Annotated in this window: 13 protein-coding genes and 1 tRNA gene; 3 read left to right on the forward strand and 11 right to left on the reverse strand. The window is 29.5% G+C overall.

What is annotated here, in order from left to right:
* Window positions 1–161: 161 nt before the first annotated feature.
* On the reverse strand, window positions 162–1,109 hold the full coding sequence (gene trxB, locus MHL31_RS07430) for a thioredoxin-disulfide reductase (protein ID WP_240228531.1): 948 nt from the start codon (window positions 1,107–1,109) through the stop codon (window positions 162–164).
* A gap of 258 nt (window positions 1,110–1,367) precedes the next feature.
* Here trxB and MHL31_RS07435 point away from each other — a divergent pair, with 258 nt between their 5' ends.
* Window positions 1,368–1,706 carry a thioredoxin family protein gene (locus MHL31_RS07435; protein WP_240228532.1) on the forward strand — a complete coding sequence of 113 codons (339 nt, stop codon included), beginning with the start codon at window positions 1,368–1,370 and terminating at the stop codon, window positions 1,704–1,706.
* Between the two features lie 130 nt (window positions 1,707–1,836).
* Window positions 1,837–1,911 (forward strand) — tRNA-Pro (locus MHL31_RS07440).
* 192 nt (window positions 1,912–2,103) lie between these two features.
* On the opposite strand, the gene MHL31_RS07445 is transcribed toward MHL31_RS07440, so the two are convergent.
* The 6 genes from MHL31_RS07445 to MHL31_RS07470 all read right to left on the reverse strand — a co-directional run bounded on the left by MHL31_RS07445 (window position 2,104) and on the right by MHL31_RS07470 (window position 12,400).
* A complete protein-coding gene (locus MHL31_RS07445) occupies window positions 2,104–3,486 on the reverse strand; it encodes a TlpA disulfide reductase family protein (RefSeq protein WP_240228534.1) in 1,383 nt (460 codons plus the stop codon).
* Window positions 3,487–3,520: 34 nt separating this feature from the next.
* Window positions 3,521–4,900 (reverse strand): TlpA disulfide reductase family protein, encoded by a 1,380-nt coding sequence (locus tag MHL31_RS07450; protein ID WP_240228536.1) that lies wholly within the window; start codon window positions 4,898–4,900, stop codon window positions 3,521–3,523.
* Between the two features lie 114 nt (window positions 4,901–5,014).
* Window positions 5,015–6,139 carry a DUF4465 domain-containing protein gene (locus MHL31_RS07455; protein WP_240228538.1) on the reverse strand — a complete coding sequence of 375 codons (1,125 nt, stop codon included), beginning with the start codon at window positions 6,137–6,139 and terminating at the stop codon, window positions 5,015–5,017.
* Window positions 6,140–6,154: 15 nt separating this feature from the next.
* Window positions 6,155–7,648 carry a RagB/SusD family nutrient uptake outer membrane protein gene (locus MHL31_RS07460; protein ID WP_240228539.1) on the reverse strand — a complete coding sequence of 498 codons (1,494 nt, stop codon included), beginning with the start codon at window positions 7,646–7,648 and terminating at the stop codon, window positions 6,155–6,157.
* Window positions 7,649–7,660: 12 nt separating this feature from the next.
* Window positions 7,661–11,083: a SusC/RagA family TonB-linked outer membrane protein gene (locus tag MHL31_RS07465; RefSeq protein WP_240228540.1), complete on the reverse strand. Its 3,423-nt coding sequence runs from the start codon at window positions 11,081–11,083 to the stop codon at window positions 7,661–7,663.
* A gap of 165 nt (window positions 11,084–11,248) precedes the next feature.
* Window positions 11,249–12,400, reverse strand: a complete 1,152-nt coding sequence (locus tag MHL31_RS07470) for a FecR family protein (protein ID WP_240228541.1) — start codon at window positions 12,398–12,400, stop codon at window positions 11,249–11,251.
* Between the two features lie 183 nt (window positions 12,401–12,583).
* On the opposite strand from MHL31_RS07470, the gene MHL31_RS07475 reads away from it, so the two are divergent.
* Complete coding sequence (locus tag MHL31_RS07475) at window positions 12,584–13,159, forward strand: RNA polymerase sigma factor (protein ID WP_240228542.1); 576 nt, start codon at window positions 12,584–12,586, stop codon at window positions 13,157–13,159.
* A gap of 70 nt (window positions 13,160–13,229) precedes the next feature.
* Here MHL31_RS07475 and MHL31_RS07480 read toward each other — a convergent pair whose 3' ends face one another.
* From MHL31_RS07480 to MHL31_RS07495, 4 genes are all read right to left on the reverse strand, one after another.
* Complete coding sequence (locus MHL31_RS07480) at window positions 13,230–14,504, reverse strand: HAMP domain-containing sensor histidine kinase (RefSeq protein ID WP_240228543.1); 1,275 nt, start codon at window positions 14,502–14,504, stop codon at window positions 13,230–13,232.
* On the reverse strand, window positions 14,501–15,181 hold the full coding sequence (locus tag MHL31_RS07485; protein WP_240228544.1) for a response regulator transcription factor: 681 nt from the start codon (window positions 15,179–15,181) through the stop codon (window positions 14,501–14,503). The genes MHL31_RS07480 and MHL31_RS07485 overlap by 4 nt, the downstream gene beginning before the upstream one ends.
* Before the next feature lie 288 nt (window positions 15,182–15,469).
* Window positions 15,470–15,940 (reverse strand): hypothetical protein, encoded by a 471-nt coding sequence (locus MHL31_RS07490; RefSeq protein ID WP_240228545.1) that lies wholly within the window; start codon window positions 15,938–15,940, stop codon window positions 15,470–15,472.
* Window positions 15,941–15,977: 37 nt separating this feature from the next.
* A complete protein-coding gene (locus tag MHL31_RS07495; protein WP_240228547.1) occupies window positions 15,978–17,810 on the reverse strand; it encodes a V-type ATP synthase subunit I in 1,833 nt (610 codons plus the stop codon).
* Between the last annotated feature and the right edge of the window lie 6 nt (window positions 17,811–17,816).

The raw sequence follows: 17,816 nt of genomic DNA on the forward strand, positions 1-17,816 counted from the left end.
AATTTTAAAATGCAAAATTAATTACTTATTGCAAGTAATATAGTTATTCTACAAATTAATTAACGAAAACGATTGCAAATAATAGCTTCTCATTTAAACAAAAGAGGCTGTCTTAACAATAATTGTTAAGACAGCCTCTTTAATATTATATAGTTAGCTTTTTAATCTAAAGACCCTAAATAACGTTCAGTATCTAAAGCCGCCATACACCCTGTTCCAGCTGCTGTTACAGCTTGTCTATATTCTTTATCTTGTACATCTCCAGCAGCAAAAACACCTGGTAAATTAGTTTTAGTAGATTTTCCTTCAGTAATTAAATAACCTGTTTCATCCATTTCTAAAAAGCCTTTAAAAATTTCTGTATTAGGTTTATGACCAATAGCTATAAATACCCCAGTTACATCAATTACTTCTTTTTCTCCAGTCTTATTATTTACAGCTCTTACTCCTTCCACTACATTCTCTCCTAACACCTCATCAATTTCGGTATTAAATTTAACTTCAATATTTGCAGTTTTATCAACTCTATGTTGCATCGCTTTTGAAGCTCTCATATAGTCTTTTCTAACTAAAATTGTAACCTTATTACAAATATTTGATAAATATGTAGCTTCCTCTGCAGCCGTATCTCCTGCTCCAACAACAATAACGTCTTGCCCCTTATAAAAGAACCCATCACAAGTAGCACAAGCAGAAACTCCACCACCTATTAAACGCTGTTCACTTTCTAATCCTAAATATTTTGCCGTGGCACCTGTTGAAATTATAACTGAATTTGCTTCAATTACAACAGAATCATCAACTGTTACCTTATGAATTCCACCTACTTCCTTACTAAACTCTACTTTAGTTACCAATCCAAAACGGACTTCAGTACCAAAACGCTCTGCTTGATTTTTTAAATCTTCCATCATAGCAGTTCCATCTATCCCATTAGGATATCCTGGAAAATTATCAATCTCGGTAGTTGTAGTTAACTGTCCTCCCATTTGCATTCCAGTATACATTACAGGTTTTAAATCGGCACGAGCGGCATAAATTGCAGCAGTATATCCTGCAGGACCAGACCCTATTATTAAGCATTTTATTCTTTCAATTGTATCAGACATCGTAATCTATTTTTTTATATTTGAAAAACAAATTTATAGCATTATTATCAAAAAAAACACCTTTGTTTATAATTTTTAATAATGAAAACATAATTATAATTAATAGTTTATTTAAAATTAAAATTTAAGCATTCAAATAAATTATTTTTTATGGATTAAAAATGAAAATAAAACCGTAAAATTAAATACCAAAAGAATTAATTTAAACCTGTATAATAGCTTTAATATCTATATTTGTATATAATTTGCAACCATACTATGAAAAATCATAAAATCCACCAATCAATTGAAAATCTCCAAAAAATTATAGAAACTAATAGCGCAGTACTTTTATATTTTTCAACAAATTCGTGCAGTGTTGGTGAAGCCCTTGAGCCAAAAGTTAAAAATTTAACAACTACTTTGTTTCCAAAAATCCAATTTATTTCAATTGATTTAAATATGAGTCCCGAAATTTCTGCAAACTTTAGTGCTTTTGTTGAGCCAACAATTTTGGTGTTTTTTGAAGGAAAAGAAACCATTAGAAGAAGTAGAAATATTAGTGTTTTTGAATTAGAAGATGCCATAAAAAGACCTTATCAACTTATTTTTGAATAAATCCTTGTAAAATGTATTTTTAGTATTATATTTGCAGTCGAAATTATTTAAAGTATCGCATCAAAAGTGCAATTTAAATAATGTAGATTAAAAAGCTCCTTAAATTACTATTAAGGTTTCTTTTAAATCTCGGGGTGTAGCGTAGCCCGGTTATCGCGCCACGTTTGGGACGTGGAGGCCGCAGGTTCGAATCCTGCCACCCCGACTTTTTAACAAAAAAAATCAATAAAAAAACTTGGTAATCGAAAGATTATCAAGTTTTTTTGATTTTATGAATATCATTTAATTTGAATAAATGAAAAAAGAAATTAATTTATTATAATTAGAAAATCACTCCAATGAAACAACACTGAAGTGATTTAAAAAATAATTCAAATAATAATACTGGGATATGTGGTTATATATTTAACTCATTAAAAAGTTCAATTAATTTTGGGTTTGATGGTCTAGGAGCATTCCACGACACAATATTTCCCTTTGGATCTATTAATATAAAACGTGGTATACTATTAATTTTATAAGCTTTAATAAAGTCTGTATTCCAATCCTTATCTGCAAGTAATTGAACTCCTCCTAATTCTTTATCCGCTATCATTTTACTCCAAGCTCCTTTTACTTCTTGCCTATCAATAGAAATACTTACAAATTCTATGTTTTTACCATGGTATTGTTTTTCAACCTTTTTAAGTGAAGGCACTTCTGCTAAACATGGACCACACCAAGTTGCCCAAACATCAATATAAACATACTTTCCACTAAAATTATTTAAAGAAGTTGTTCCTCCTGCATTATTAACATAATCTGTAAAAATAGGAGAAGGCTCGCCTTTAGAAAGTTTTTTTAAGGCTTTATACTTTTCAGTAAAAACTTTGTTATTTTCTTTTGAAGTAGAAACAGCTATAAAAGCAGTATAATATGCATCCATATTATCTGTATAAGCTATATCATATTTTGCAGCTGACTTTAATAAATCATTTTTTATATAATCATTAGGTATTGCCCCAAAAACTTTAAGTTTTGCCAAATATTTATCAATACCTTCATTATCGGCTAATTCATCTGCTTTCAATTCAAAATATTCCCCTACTAATTCATCATACCAACCTCTGTGCTTATAAGCTTCTTCATTGTTAAAATCTAAACCTTCTAATGGTTTAAGAAATTCCTTTGAAACTCTAAAATCTGGTTGTTTAATATTACTTCCGTGTCTATATTGGTATCTAATTAAAGATAAAAGATAATAATTAGTCAATTCTTCTCGTTCAAATTCAGCAAAATCTTTAGGAAGATTAGGAAAGCTATCTAAATATTTTATAAGATTTTCTTTAATCATAAAAGCTTTAGCACTAAAATCTGATTCGTTTAAATTATTATATTCTTCAAAATCCCCTCTTAAGCGTTCGTTTCGTAGGTCTTTAGTCAATAAATATTTAGAAGCATTCGCTACTGGCCCAATTAATTCTGAGGTATTCCTTAGATCTTTACCATTTGTAATTAGTTTATATTCACCTCCATTAGCTAAATAAACATCAATCCTATTCATCCCCTTACCACTAAACCTATAAGTTCCTGTTCCTGAAAATATAGTATCACAAATAAAAGAACCATCCTCTGCCGTTTTAATAGTAAATCTTCCTCTAGCATCTTTATGATACAGTTTAAATTCTGTCAATGGTGCGTCTGTAATGGTTCCAGATAACAAAATATAATTTTTATCCGTTTCCTCTTTACAGGATATTATTGCCAACACAAGGCTTAATACACAAATTATTTTTTTCATTTTTATTAATTTCTAATTAAAAATTATTTTTTATTTAAATCCCAAGTTCATTAAACAAGGTTATTAATTTACTATTTGATGGTCTAGGTGCATTTGAACTGATAATTTTACCATTAGGATCTATTAATATAAAACGTGGTATTCCATTAATTTGATAAGCTGTAATAAAATCGCTTTTCCAATCTTTGTCAGCTATTAATTGTACTCCTCCTAATTCTTTATCTGTTACCATTTTTCTCCAAGAATCACGAGCTTTTTCTGTATCTATAGAAATACTTACAAATTCTATGTTTTTACCATGGTATTGTTTTTCAACTTTTTGAAGTGAAGGAACCTCCGCTAAACAAGGCCCACACCAAGTTGCCCAAACATCTATATAAACATATTTCCCTTCAAAATCACTTAAAGAAGATGTTCCTCCGGCATGATTTACATAGTCTGTAAATATTGGTGAAAGCTGTCCCCTACTCAATTTTTTTAAGGCTTCATACTTTTTGGTAATGCTTTCGTCATTTTCTGTTGAAGTAGAAACTGAACGGTAAGCTTTGTAATATTTATCTATATTATCAGTATAACTAATGTCATAATTAGCAGCTGATACTATTAAGCTATTTTTTATAAAATCATTAGGAATCTCTCCAAACACCTTTAATTTAGCCAAATATTTATCTACTCCCTTATTTTCTACTAATTCATCAACTTTATTTTTAAAGTGCTTTTCTACTAATTTAGTATAAGAACCTCTAAGTTTATAGGCTTCTTCATTTACAAAATTTACATCTTCTAATTCTTTTAAAAAACCTTCTGAAACTTTAAAATCAGGTTGTTCAGCATATCTTTGGTGTAAACTTTCATAATTAATTAAAGTTAAAAGATGGTAATAATGTAACTCTTCACGTTCTAATTCTTCAAATTCTTTAGGTACATTTGGAAAACTTTCTAGGTAGTTAACATAACTTTCATTTAGTTTTTTCTGTGTAGCAATAAAATCAGATTCATTTAATTTATTAAATTCAGCATAATCACCTCTTAATTTAATAATGTTACTTATTTTAGTCATTAAATAATTAGAAGCATCAGGGTCGGTTCCCGTTAATTTTGAAGTACCTTTAAAATCTTTTCCATTTGCCGTTATATTATACTCCCCTCCATCAGTTAAATACATATCTGCTCTGTTTCTAGAGTCGGTAAAAATGTAATGACCTGTTCCTGTTGTTAAAGTATCTAAAAATGAACCGTCATCTGCTAATGTAATATTAAGTATACCTGTACCGCTATTTTTTTTAATTAATCTAAAATTTTTTGTTGTGGCATCTGAAATACTTCCAGAAAATATAATATAGTTTTTAGTTGTATTTTTTTTACAAGACGCTAAAAATAGCATCGAAAGCAAGAATATAAATATTTTTCTCATGAATGTTTTTTTAAAAAATTAGTAAGTGTAATCGTTATTTTATGATACTAAAACTTTAAAAAAACGGGGAATTAATTTCCCCGTTTTTTAAATAGACATAAAACAATTCTTTTGTTATTGAAGACGGATTCCATCTAAACAAAACAAAGATGGGTAAACCATTTTTCCTTCGTTATCTACATAATCTGATGACATTTTGAATAATACTTTATCTACAGTACCTAAAGAAGTTAAATCAACATTTCTCCAATCATTTAATATATAACTATATTCAGGATATGCAGGATCAACATTTGGTCTTATAGCTAAATAAACATCTATGGTTCCTGTAACACTTCCACTTAAAGAACCTTCAATAGTTAATTTTACATAACCTTTATGTATGCTATCAGTAGCTGCTTCAAAAGCATCATTGTAAGCAACATTGTAAGCAGCATCATAAACAGCTTGTTGCTCTTCTGATGTACTATCAGGATTACTCGCTATAAAAGTTGAACGAGCATCCTCTCCTGCTGTTATTCCAGCTTCTTTTCCTATAGGATCTCCAACTTCATATTTAGCTAAAAGTTCAGTTCCAGATAACCTTATTGTACGAAGCGTACCGTCAATTCCAGGAAGCGTAAACACTCCATAAAAATTAGTATCATCGTTTGCTATTCCAGGATTAGATCTCTTTCCTCCAGTAAGTAAATACTCTTGGGTAACCGGATCTACGTCTTCAGAAAGTATAGAACCATAGCTAGCTAAAAGATAGTTGTAACTAGTATTAGCAACTAATACATGTTCAACGATGCCAGGTTCTGCCAATGTAAAATAAGCATTATCTCCTGTAGTATTTCCTACTAAATAATTTTCTGTTGTATTTACTCTGTTTGTGTAGACACTAAAAGCGGTAGTATTTATAGATTCTTGCACTTGATCTGGAGTTAATCCTCCTTCTGGAGCAAAATCTGGACTCAAATCCCACGGGTAAGATCGAAAATTTTTATTAGACAAGGCAAATCCACTATAATCTACTCCTGAGTTGTTTACATTTACAGTAATAACCCCTGATTTACTATCTCCAACTTCAAAAGGAGCACTTGGTATATCATACGTAAATCTCCCTAAAGTTAATTCATTAAAAGTAATATCATTTGGGTAAGGTATTTTAAGATCTATCTCATCTGTGCAAGCACTAAATAAGACTAAACCAATAACGGCTACTGTAGCTTTTATATATTTTTTTATAAATTTCATATAATATATTTTAAGTTATTCTAAATCAGTATTTTGAACTATTTCATTGTTTACATTAATTTCTTCTAGAGGAATAGGATAACATAAACTATTTAATACTATTGGAGCTTCCCTAAGGTTTTCGATCCAAAGTTGCCCTGCACTATCTTTAAATCGTGTAGAAGCAAAATATTCACTTCCGTTTTCTAAAAATGTTTCTAAAAAGTATTCCTTAAAAATAGCATCTGTTAATTCTTGCTGAGTTGTAGGATTTAAACTTGGTAAAATAGGGTTTGTTCTTTTAGAACGCATAATGTTAATTGGAGCAATAGCCTCTGAAATAGATGCACCTGTTCTGGCTAACAATTCTGCTTTCATAATATAAAGTTCAGGGTATCTAAAAAAGTAGGTATTGTATTTATTATCTCCCTGTTCTAGTCCAGCAACTTTACCAAGTCTTGTTACTTTGGTAAAGCAATAATATTGGTTAGTATCCCAAGTTATTGCAGATCTAGATTCACCTGTAACAATAGGCCAACGTGGATCGGTTTGAAACCATTCTATTCCTTTTGTTAAACCTGCAGATGGTATTGTACCTTCTGCAACAGGTAAACGAGTTGAGTAACGATATGGAATTGTATAATTATAATATGAACTTGCGTTATTTGCTCTATTCGTTTCTTCCAAATAACCTGAGAATAAGTTTTCTTCAGAATCCCATGAATCTTGATACACTTGAGCTAAATCTCCTTGCATAGAAAACCCTGAAACACTTGCATTTAATACTTCATTTACTAAAGAAAGGGCTTCATCTAGACCAGCTATTCCATCATTAAAACCTGCTCTATATAACATTACCTTTGCCTTGAATACTTTTGCAAATTCTTTAGAAACAAATCTATTGTCAGTAAAGCTGTTTAAATGTTCAATGGCAAAATCAAGATCTTCATAAATTTTTTCATAGCTCTCCCCCACTGTTAGTCTAGGCTGTCTAAGGTTGGCTACCGTAACTAGATCGTCACGGAATAATATACCATTAGGATCAGCATCATCTGCAGCCCACCAATGTCCATAAACCCATAAAATATATGCATTTGCAAAAGCTCTTAAAACCTTTGCTTCTCCCAATAGAGAGTTTTTTTCTGCCTCATCTATTTGACTTTCACTTAGTGAAGAAATACCAGTAATAGCAAAATTTGCTGCATTTATAGTTTCATAATAACCTATCCACTTATATTTTATTGAAGTGGTTGTTATATTAGATTGAGTATATTCCATCTCATAATCGGCGGTAATCCACTTTCCAAATCCGGATTTAGAGATAAAAGTTGCATTAATTCCTCCGGAATAATTATTACCACTTACTACTGTTGTATAAATTCCATTAACAGCGGCTCTAGCTTTAACCTTATCTGTAATTCCATTTTTTTCATTTAATTTATAACTTGGCGATAAATCTAAAACATCATCAGCACAAGAACTTACCCCAAAAACTAGAGCAATTAACGATATATAAAATAATTTTTTCATGTGTAATATTTTTTATTGAAGATTTAATTTAATTCCTAGACTAAAAACTTTAGCTGATGGGTAAATACTTCCATCAATAGCTGCCCCAGCATCAACATCTGTATAACCAGAACCTCCACCTTGTGGGTCAAAACCAGGATATTTAGTAATTGTAAATAAATTTGTGCCTTGGAAAGTAAGATCGACTCCATTAACTATGGAATTATTAAAGAATTTACTAGGAAGTTTATAAGAAATATTCAATGCATTTAAACGAACATAAGATGCATCGTGTAAATAAAAATCTGAAAATTCACCATTACTAACTCCATCTAGTGTCATTCTTGGATAAAGTGCATCATAAGGACTCAAAACAGTTGCACTTTGCCCTGCAATATTATTACTTTGGTTAAAATCTCCAAGATATTCTGCATCACCTAAAAGTTGATCCCACAACCTTTTATGTCCATACGCATAAGTAAATGTTGTATTAATCCTAAAATTTTTATACTGATACGTTAACCCAAACCCACCAAATCCTTTAGGTACAGAAGTTCCTAAATGCACACGGTCGTCATCAGTAATTTCGCCATCTCCATTTTGATCAACAAAAATAAGGTCACCTCCAGACTCGTTTGAAGATCTATAAACTTCTTGAACTCCTGAGTCAGTTAAACTGTTTCTCATTCCGTAAGCATCTTCAGCATTTACAAAAAATCGTCCTGCTGTTTGTAATCCAAACCATTCTCCAATTACATCTCCTTCTTCCACAATAATGTATGGAGCATAACTTCCTGGGAAAATTAATTCAGTTTGATTACCATTAATCTTAGTTACTTTTGTTTTACCATTAGAGTAATTAAAATCAAAGGTTAAGCGCTGATCAGATTTACGCAAAATATCATATTTAATATTAAATTCAAAACCTTTATTATGCATTGAAGCTACATTTGAAGTAATATCTCTAAATGAAGAACTCCAAGGTATATCTTCATCATAAATTAATTTATTACTTTTCTTTTGGTATATACCAATAGCTCCATAGATACGATCATCTAATAATCCGAAATCTAAACCAAAATCAAACATTTCGGTCTCTTCCCATTGTAGATCTGGGTTTCCAAGTGAAGCAGGTAAAATAGCTGGAGTCTCATTATACGTTGCAGCATCAACCTCTGTTATCCAGTCAAAATTACCAAGGTTTTGAGAACCCGTTTTACCTATTGATGTTCTTAACTTTAAATAAGAAATCTGTTTTTTAATTTTATCAGATTTCATAAAGTTTTCTCCAGTAATTAACCATGCTGCAGCTACAGAAGGAAAAGTACCCCAACGTTTATCTGCTCCAAAACGAGATGAACCATCTCTACGAAGTGTTCCTGAAATAATATAACGATCATCAAATTTATAATGTAAACGCACAAATTGTGAAACCAATGCACTTTTTGTTTCAGATTCACCTATATAGTTTATTGCTGCTTGAGATCCAAAATTATTAAGGATATCATCATCAGGGAAATTCTGGCCACTCATATAATAACTACCTGAAACGTTATTTTCAATACTATAACCAGCTAAAGCCTTAATATCATGCTTTTTATTAATTAGCGCAGCATAAGTTAATGTGTTTTCAAACAAATCACGAGACGATTTACTATCGCTCCATGATCTCTCACCTAATGTTTCTGTATAGCTTCCTTTTCTAGTGTATTGTAATCTTTCAGAGTCTGTATAACTATTAGCAAATGAAGTTCTTAATTTTAAATTTTCTATAATTTTTAGTTCTACAAATGCTGTACCACTAAAATTAATTCCCTTTCCATCATTGGAATTTAATAAAGCAGTATAAGGATTTTCTGTATAATAATCTCTTGTAAAGATAGTTCCATCTTCATTATAACCTGGTAAATCTGGACGTACTCCTTTTAACGTGAATAACATACCATCTTTATCTACTGTTTTACGAGTACTACCCGTTAAATTCAATCCAAATTTAATATTATCGTTTATACTGGTTTCAAAATTAAGACGCCCACCATAAATCTTACTTTCACCTCCTATAACAACACCTTCTTTATTGCTATTATTAAACGATACAAAATAATTTGTTCTTTCTGACCCACCACGAACTGAAAAATTATAATCTACATTTAATGGATTTTGCGTAACAATATCTTGCCAATTATTATTAGCACCATAAAAAGCATTTGAAAGTAATTGTAAATCAAAAGCATCGTATTCACTTGTATTTAAAGCTTTAAAAGCATCTTGATCTATATATTGAGAACTAAAATACTGAAATCCATGTGCTAAAATATCTTCTTTAGCCGCTGCTGTTATAAATTCTATGTATTGAGGGGCATCCATATAATTGTACCCATTAAAATCCATAGCTTGGTATCCTACACGTGTAGATATTTCAAACTTAGGGTCTGTATTTGGTTTACCGCGTTTGGTAGTTACAATAACAACCCCATTAGCAGCTCTTGAACCATAAACCCCTGTTGCAGATGCATCTTTTAAAATATCGATACTTTGAACATCATTTAAGTTTAAATTATATAAGGTATTTGCAACATTTCCAGTTGTTGTTTCAGAGGCTTGTGGTATACCATCAATAACCCATAGAGGTTGATTGTCTCCCGATAAAGAAGAAGCTCCTCGAATAATTACACTTATTGGTGAAGTTGGCGATGCCGATTGTACTTGTACGCTTACACCTACCGCTTTACCTTGTAGTAAACCTTCAACGCTAACACCCATAGGGGCGTCTTCAATTTCAGCTTCAACAACTCTAGATATTACTCCTGTTGCATCTTTTACTTTAGATGTTCCATAACCAATTACTACAACCTCTTCTAATCCAGCTAAATTAGTTGTCATTTTAACATCAATAATAGTTTTAGTACCAATTACTATTTCTTGATTTTTAAAACCAACATAACTAAATATTAGTATTGTTTTTTCATCTCTGTTATTTAATTTTAGCTCATACTTTCCATTAAAATCAGTTGAAACACCTGTTTTGGAACCTTTTACAATAACATTCACTCCTGGAAGTGGCTGTCCTTCGTCATCAACCACAGTTCCTGTAATAGTTAATTGTTGTAACGGAGCAGTGTCCTCTTCAGAAGCTATTGGTACTGGTAAACTTTCTTTAATTACAATGGTATTTTTATTGGTAAATTCAAAAATAACATTAGAACCTGAAAGACTTTGTTCTAGTAATTTATTAGCTTTAATAGTTCCTTTTTTTAAGTGTACCAAAGGAAGGTTGTTAAATAAGTCTTCGTGATAGATGAATTTATAATCTGATTGATTACTAATCATATTAAAAACTTCATCTATTGAAACTGTTTTGTCTACATCAACAACAATTTTAGCGTTTTGTGATAACACATTTATTGGTGACATACTAAAGGCTGAAAAGAAACACAAAAAAATTGTTAATCTCATAATAATTGTTAAAAATCGTTTCCTAAATAGAAAACAATGGGTAATAGAATTAATTTCCATAAATTTACATGCTGTTAGTTAGTTAAACATTTTAATTAATTAATCGTACTCTAAGGAGGGAAAGTATTTTCGGTGAGATGTTGATATTTATTTCCCTCTTTTTTTTTATTTTAATATTACTTTTTCTTCATTTATTTCATACTGGTTTATATAGTTTGTATTTTTTATTAAAATTAAGATATCCTCTAAATTTTGTGATTTACCAAATTCTCCATTAAATTTTAGGTTCTCTAATGATTTATTTTCAATTTCAATATCCACATTATACCACCTACCTAACACTGTAACAATGTCTTTTAATTTACTATGTTTAAATACAAAGTCGCCATGTATCCAAGCAATTTCTATTGCTGCATCAACTGTTCTAACAGATAATTGGTTGTTTCCTATTTGAACTTTTGATTGTTGATTTGGTTTCAATAATTGTTTAGCGGCAGCAGTATTTACCGCTACTTTACCCTCTATTAATGTGGTATAAATATTGGTTTCTTTTTTATAAGCTTTTACATTAAATTTTGTACCTAATACTTCTATTTCTTGTGCGTTATTAAGTACCATAAACTTTGATCCTTTATTTTTAGTACTTGGTGAAACTTCAAAATAAGCTTCTCCATAAAGCAATTCTACTTTACGTGTTTCTCCTTCAATAAAAGCAATTGGATATTTAAGTTGAGATTCGGAATTTAACCAAACTTTTGTACCGTCTATCAATTCAACAAAAAACTGACCACCTCGTGGAACAGTTAATGTATTGTATTTAATTTCAGCATTTGAAACAGCTTGTTTATAAACTAATTCTTCTCCATTACTCTCTGCATTTGTGGTGGTAACGCTTTTACCTTTTTCTAAAGCTATTTTTGCACCATCTTCTAAAGTTAAAATAGCTTTATCTGTTCCTATTTCAATTTTAGTTTTTACAACTGCTGAATTTTTTTCATTGGATTTATCTATAAAAAAATATGTTACAGCTAAAAAAACTACTAATATCGCAGCTATTTTCATCCAAAAATTGAAATTTAAACCAATTGGCTTTACATTTCTATTTTGAACTCTATCTAACAATTCTTTTGAAGAATCTTTATTTTTATTAAATTCATTATAGTTTGTATGAATCAAATAATCTAGCTTTATATAATCTTCAAATATTTTTTGATTTTTTTTATTCTCCAACCATTTAATAAGGTATTCTTCTTCTAACAATGAAATATCGTTCTCTATAAATTTTTGAATAATATTTTGAATATTATGTTTTTTCATTTTGTGACAGATTAAAACTTAAAAGTTCTATGTTTTTATTATACGTCGTATAAAAAAACAAATACCACTACTATTTATATTAATTTTCTAATACTATTATGTTAAAATTCTAGTTTTTTTGTTATCATTGCACTATTATTTTCACATAATTAACATTAATATTTACAAATTTTAACTTTTTTTATGAAAAATGATCAAGAGCTTATTAATAGCCTCAAGAATGATAATTCTGGAGCTTTTGACATTATATATAAAGTTTACTACACTCAACTTTGTAATTATATTTATAGTTTTTCAAGAAATAGTGATATTGCTGAAGATATAGTGCAAGAAATTTTGCTTAATTTTTGGGAAAACCGAAAAACAATAAATATTCACACTTCTATTAAATCTTACCTATACAAATCCACCTATTACTCTTATATTGATCACTACAGAAAAAAGAAGAATGAAAACAAGCAACTTGAAATTATAAGATTTAATGCGATACAAAGCCTTGTGGATTATGAAGATGTAGCTATTGAAGATAAATTAATTCAATTAAGAATAGCTATAGACAGTCTACCTCCTAAAGGAAAGGAAATATTTAAAATGTCTAAAATACAAGGTTACAAATACAAAGAAATTGCCGATATTTTAAATATATCTGTAAATACTGTAGAAGCGCATATGTACAAATCGTTGAAATTTTTACGCATAAAATTAAATGATAAAAAAAATGAAATCTTAGAATTGTTTATTTCGTTTATTGTTAAGTAAATTATAACTCCTTTTTTTAATATTAAACTACAAAAGTGAATAAACAGTATTCTGCTATTAACAAAGAATTTTATTCTTTTTCTTCGTCTGAAATCTCATTATAAAAAAACAAGGTAAGTTTATGCTCACTTTTATAACGGTTATAAACTAAATGAAACCCATACATTTCACATATTTTTTGATTGATAGCCAACCCTAAACCTAATGATTCTGTCCCTTCATTTCCTCTTTGAAAGCGATTAAATAATTTTTCAGTTGCTATTTTAGAAGCTGCTCCTGAATTTACAATTTCAAATTTTTCCTCATCTAATAACATTTTTATATAACCTCCCTCGTGATTATGTTGTATGGCATTTTTAATCAAATTTGTAAAAAGAATATTTGCTAACACTAAATCACATTTTACTTTTACAGGGGTAAAATCAACCGTTAATTTAAGATTTTTAAATTTAATAATTTCCTCCATATTGCCTATAATATTATTGACAACAACACCAATATCTACACTATCAAGTCTTGTAAATTCTTGGTTTTCTATTCTTGAAATTAATGTTAACGACTTCCCTATTTTAGATAGTTTATTGGCTTCTTGATAAACAGCCTGAACCCATTTAAATTCTTTTTCGTTTAGTTTTTGGCTTTCTAAAAGAAGTACCATTTTATTTCTAATTATGGCTAGTGGAGTTTGTATTTCGTGAGAAATATTCTCATTAAATTCTTTTAGTTTCTGAAAATCTTTTTTCACCTGATTCATTAAAGTTACTACAAGCTTATTAACTTCTTCAAGTTCATTAATATTAGAGACTTTAAGATTTACAGGGTTTTGTTTATTTACATCGTAATTTGTAAGTTTTGGAAGATTTTCAAAAAAAGGTTTCCAAGTCCATTTATATATTTCTTGATTGATAAAGAACACACCTGCTACTAATAATAGTGTTATTAATGTAGTTGTAACAAAAAGCCATATAATAAGCTCATTCATCTCTAAAATAATGTGTTTTAAAGAAATTCTCATCTTTTGGTCATCAACTACCGTTGTAAACTTGTATGTACGATATGGAATTAATTTATTTTTATAAGCTTCATAAATTAATGTATCCTTATAAATATTTGGTGCAGAAAAATCTTTATTTACAATTGTTGTGTTAAATAAATAGTTAGAGCTAGGAAGTTTCCCTTCTTCTTTAATAAAAAAATCAATACGCCCACCTTCATCTTTTAATATCTCATCTACCTCTTCATTTACAGTATGTTGGATAAGATAATAATCAGCACCAAGCATAAGCGGAAAAAGAAATACAAAAAAAATGAGGTAATATTTATTAGTTTTTGTAACTAAAATCATTGCTGTTCTCCGAATTTATAACCTACATTATAGATAGATTTAATATAATCCTTCCCTCCAAATTTAGCTATTTTCTTTCTCAAATTTGCCAAATGCGGATAAATGAAATTGAATGAATCTGTCATTTCTATATGATCTCCCCAAAGGTGTTCTGCTATTGCTTCTTTTGTCAACAGTCTATTTTTATTGACTACAAAAAAATGAATAATATTAAATTCTTTTTTGGTTAGATTTATAAGTTTATCATTTATAAAAACTTCGTAATTATCTGGTTTAATTTTAATTTCGTTAAAATTTATTTCATTACTACCTTTATAGGCTTTTCTTCTATATATTGCTTTAATTCTAGCATTTAGTTCTGCAAGATAAAATGGCTTTGTTAAATAATCGTCTGCACCAATTTCTAAACCTTGAATTTTATCTCCTATTGCATTTTTAGCAGAAATAATAATTATACCTACATCAATATTCTTTTTCTTAACCTCTTTAATTATATCTAGTCCTGAACCATCTGGCAACGTTATATCAACAATTAAAATATCGTAAGGAAATATAACAACTTTCATAAAAGCTGATTTATAATCGTTGGCAACTTCACAAATATTCCCTTGAGCTTCCATAAAATACTTTATGTCTTGTAACAACTCAATATTGTCTTCAATAACAAGTACTTTCATAACCTAAATAGTTTATTATTTTATAATTAGGAAAAATAATATTATTAACAAAGGTATTATTAATAAACCTAATAGTAATTTTTACAACAAATTTAAAGATTAATAATTAAAAATAATTTATACACTAAAAAACCTAAAATAATTCTAATGTTCAGGTGTTTTAGTAAACTTATAAAATATAGAGTATAAAAAAAGCAGCCTCAATAGCTGCTTTTTAAAGTATTAATACCAATTAATATAAATATTAAATAATATTATTTATGTATGCTTATTTAGCATAATTTATTATTATCCAGTTGGTAAACCTGTCATTGTAAATATCATAACAAACAGAGCTACTGTTTCCACAACACCAATAATCATAATATATTTTGCAGTATCATTTGCTCCTGCTGCAATAGCATCACAAGCTCTTGCCCCTGCTTTACCTTGAAATATTGCTGAACCAGCCATAGCTGCACCTGCAAAAAGTCCTATTAATATTTGCCAAAAATATGAGTCTGGATTTAAGTTTGCGTCGGCTATTGCGTTTTTTAAAATCATACCATAAATAACCTGAGATAAAGGAGCTCCAACAAAAATAAGTAATGCAGTTGCTGCTTTTTGTCCATTCGTTATCATTTTTTTCCAAGCCCCAATAGCAGCCATACCGGCTATTCCTGTTCCTATTGCAGACCCTATTGCAGCAATGCTCAAAGACATTCCCATGTCTCCTAAGCCTTGTACTACTGTTGTTTCAATTAATGCTATGCTTGTCATAATTTAATTTTTAAAATTTGAAAAATTTCTTTGTTTGTTATTCTATAATTTGTGATTTTGTTTTCTCTTTATTAAATGAGTTTGAAGAAGTTATTAATTTAAATGGTTTATAAGCCTCTCCTGAAAATTGTACTCCAAGATGCCCTGCAAACTCCAACATATTTAAGCGTATACCATGTACCATAACTGCCATTAAAGCTAAGGCTATATTTAATCCATGTCCCAAAAAAAGTGCTATGGCTGCCATTATTAAATCTATAATTCCCATATCTAAAATACCATTAGGAACTATCATATTATTGAAACTTGAAGCTACTGCTGCAGTTGCCATACCAACTGCAAAAAGCCTTACATAAGACACAATATCAGAAAAACCACTGATAAGACTTAAAGGTAAATTTGCTATGGAAACTCCCATACTTTTAAAAAAGTTTTTACTTTCTACAGAGAAAAAAGCAACCAATACAGCCCCAACTACAAATAACCATATATTCCATTCTGGAGCAACCTCTCCTAACACCAATTGTTCTGTTAGAAAAAACAAGCCCCAAACTAAACTAATCCATCCCAATTCGCTTAGTGCTTTTATAGAATTTATAAATTGAAAAATCCTTACACCATGTGCAATTGTTAAATGTATAGTACCTATAAGGAACGATAAATGCATCATAAACGAAATATTATCTACTCCAAAACTGGCTATGTTTTCAATTATTAAATAATTAAAAAATGGTAAGGATGCAATTGCTTCAGACCCAAAATAAGTTCCACTTAATACACCCCAAATAATGGTTGAACCACTAAGCACGTACATTAAAAAGCGCATCTGAGCATCTACTTTTTTTCTAAAAATAAGTGTAGTTATAAAAAAAATAGCTCCATAACCTGCATCACCAACTAGCATTGCAAAAAATAATGCAAAAGCAATAAGAAAATAAATAGATACATCAACCTCTTTATAACCTGGCACAATATCTATAAACTTCATAACAGGATTTATAATATTAATCCATTTTGGATTTTTAATATAAACCGGAACATCTTCTGGATTCTCAGGATCTGAAATATTATAACCCCAATGGTTTTCTTTAGCTACAGCAATAAAATCATCAACAGAATCTTTTGGAAGATATCCTTTTAAGTACTTTAACTTCCCTTCTATATTCCCCATTCCATTAAGTGTTTGTTGCACACCTAATCGTTCTTCTAACTCTAAATTATAATCTTCTAATAAATTAATATTGCTAACATGATTTTCTAAAAAAGAAACCACTTGCTCTAACTGACGTTCTTTTCTCTTTATTTGTTGTTTAATAACATTTAAAGGCAGTTTTGGCAATGTTTCTTCTTTTAAATCTAATCTTTCGGATTTATCTGTTGTAAATAAAGCTACAGGAATTTTGTTATCGTATTCCTGAAATGTAGCAATACAATGATCTTTTTTTAATTCTTTTACAATACTTTTATCCGCTTGATACAAACGGATATAAATTTCTTTTTCTTGTAGGTATTTAAAGTCTTTAACAGTTACATTTTCGCCCCATATTTTGTACCACTCTAACTGTTGATTTAATTCATCCAGTTTATTTTTACAATTTTGTTCAATTTCTGGAGTTAACAGAATTCTATCTATAAGTTGCTTTGGCTCAACAAACCTATTTCCTACAGAAGAAACATCTTTTGTTTTTTTCTTATAATTTTCAAGAATAGCTATAGCATTATTTGCACGGTTAACGTCTGTTAATCTTCTTTCAACTACTTCATCAATAGAATGGTTAATTTCATTGATATCTAATACACCTAACTCTCCAAGTTTTTGGATAGTTTCATCTACCGAACTCGATAGTGTAAAAAGCAGTATTTCTTTCATTCTAAC

The sequence above is a fragment of the Lutibacter sp. A80 genome, from assembly GCF_022429645.1.
Taxonomy (GTDB): domain Bacteria; phylum Bacteroidota; class Bacteroidia; order Flavobacteriales; family Flavobacteriaceae; genus Lutibacter.

Coding starts and splice junctions, on each gene's coding strand:
- MHL31_RS07495 (WP_240228547.1), bottom strand. CDS start 17,810: ATGAAAGAAATACTGCTTTTTACACTATCGAGTTCGGTAGATGAAACT.
- trxB (WP_240228531.1), bottom strand. CDS start 1,109: ATGTCTGATACAATTGAAAGAATAAAATGCTTAATAATAGGGTCTGGT.
- MHL31_RS07450 (WP_240228536.1), bottom strand. CDS start 4,900: ATGAGAAAAATATTTATATTCTTGCTTTCGATGCTATTTTTAGCGTCT.
- MHL31_RS07470 (WP_240228541.1), bottom strand. CDS start 12,400: ATGAAAAAACATAATATTCAAAATATTATTCAAAAATTTATAGAGAAC.
- MHL31_RS07475 (WP_240228542.1), top strand. CDS start 12,584: ATGAAAAATGATCAAGAGCTTATTAATAGCCTCAAGAATGATAATTCT.
- MHL31_RS07435 (WP_240228532.1), top strand. CDS start 1,368: ATGAAAAATCATAAAATCCACCAATCAATTGAAAATCTCCAAAAAATT.
- MHL31_RS07485 (WP_240228544.1), bottom strand. CDS start 15,181: ATGAAAGTACTTGTTATTGAAGACAATATTGAGTTGTTACAAGACATA.
- MHL31_RS07460 (WP_240228539.1), bottom strand. CDS start 7,648: ATGAAAAAATTATTTTATATATCGTTAATTGCTCTAGTTTTTGGGGTA.
- MHL31_RS07490 (WP_240228545.1), bottom strand. CDS start 15,940: ATGACAAGCATAGCATTAATTGAAACAACAGTAGTACAAGGCTTAGGA.
- MHL31_RS07455 (WP_240228538.1), bottom strand. CDS start 6,139: ATGAAATTTATAAAAAAATATATAAAAGCTACAGTAGCCGTTATTGGT.
- MHL31_RS07480 (WP_240228543.1), bottom strand. CDS start 14,504: ATGATTTTAGTTACAAAAACTAATAAATATTACCTCATTTTTTTTGTA.
- MHL31_RS07465 (WP_240228540.1), bottom strand. CDS start 11,083: ATGAGATTAACAATTTTTTTGTGTTTCTTTTCAGCCTTTAGTATGTCA.
- MHL31_RS07445 (WP_240228534.1), bottom strand. CDS start 3,486: ATGAAAAAAATAATTTGTGTATTAAGCCTTGTGTTGGCAATAATATCC.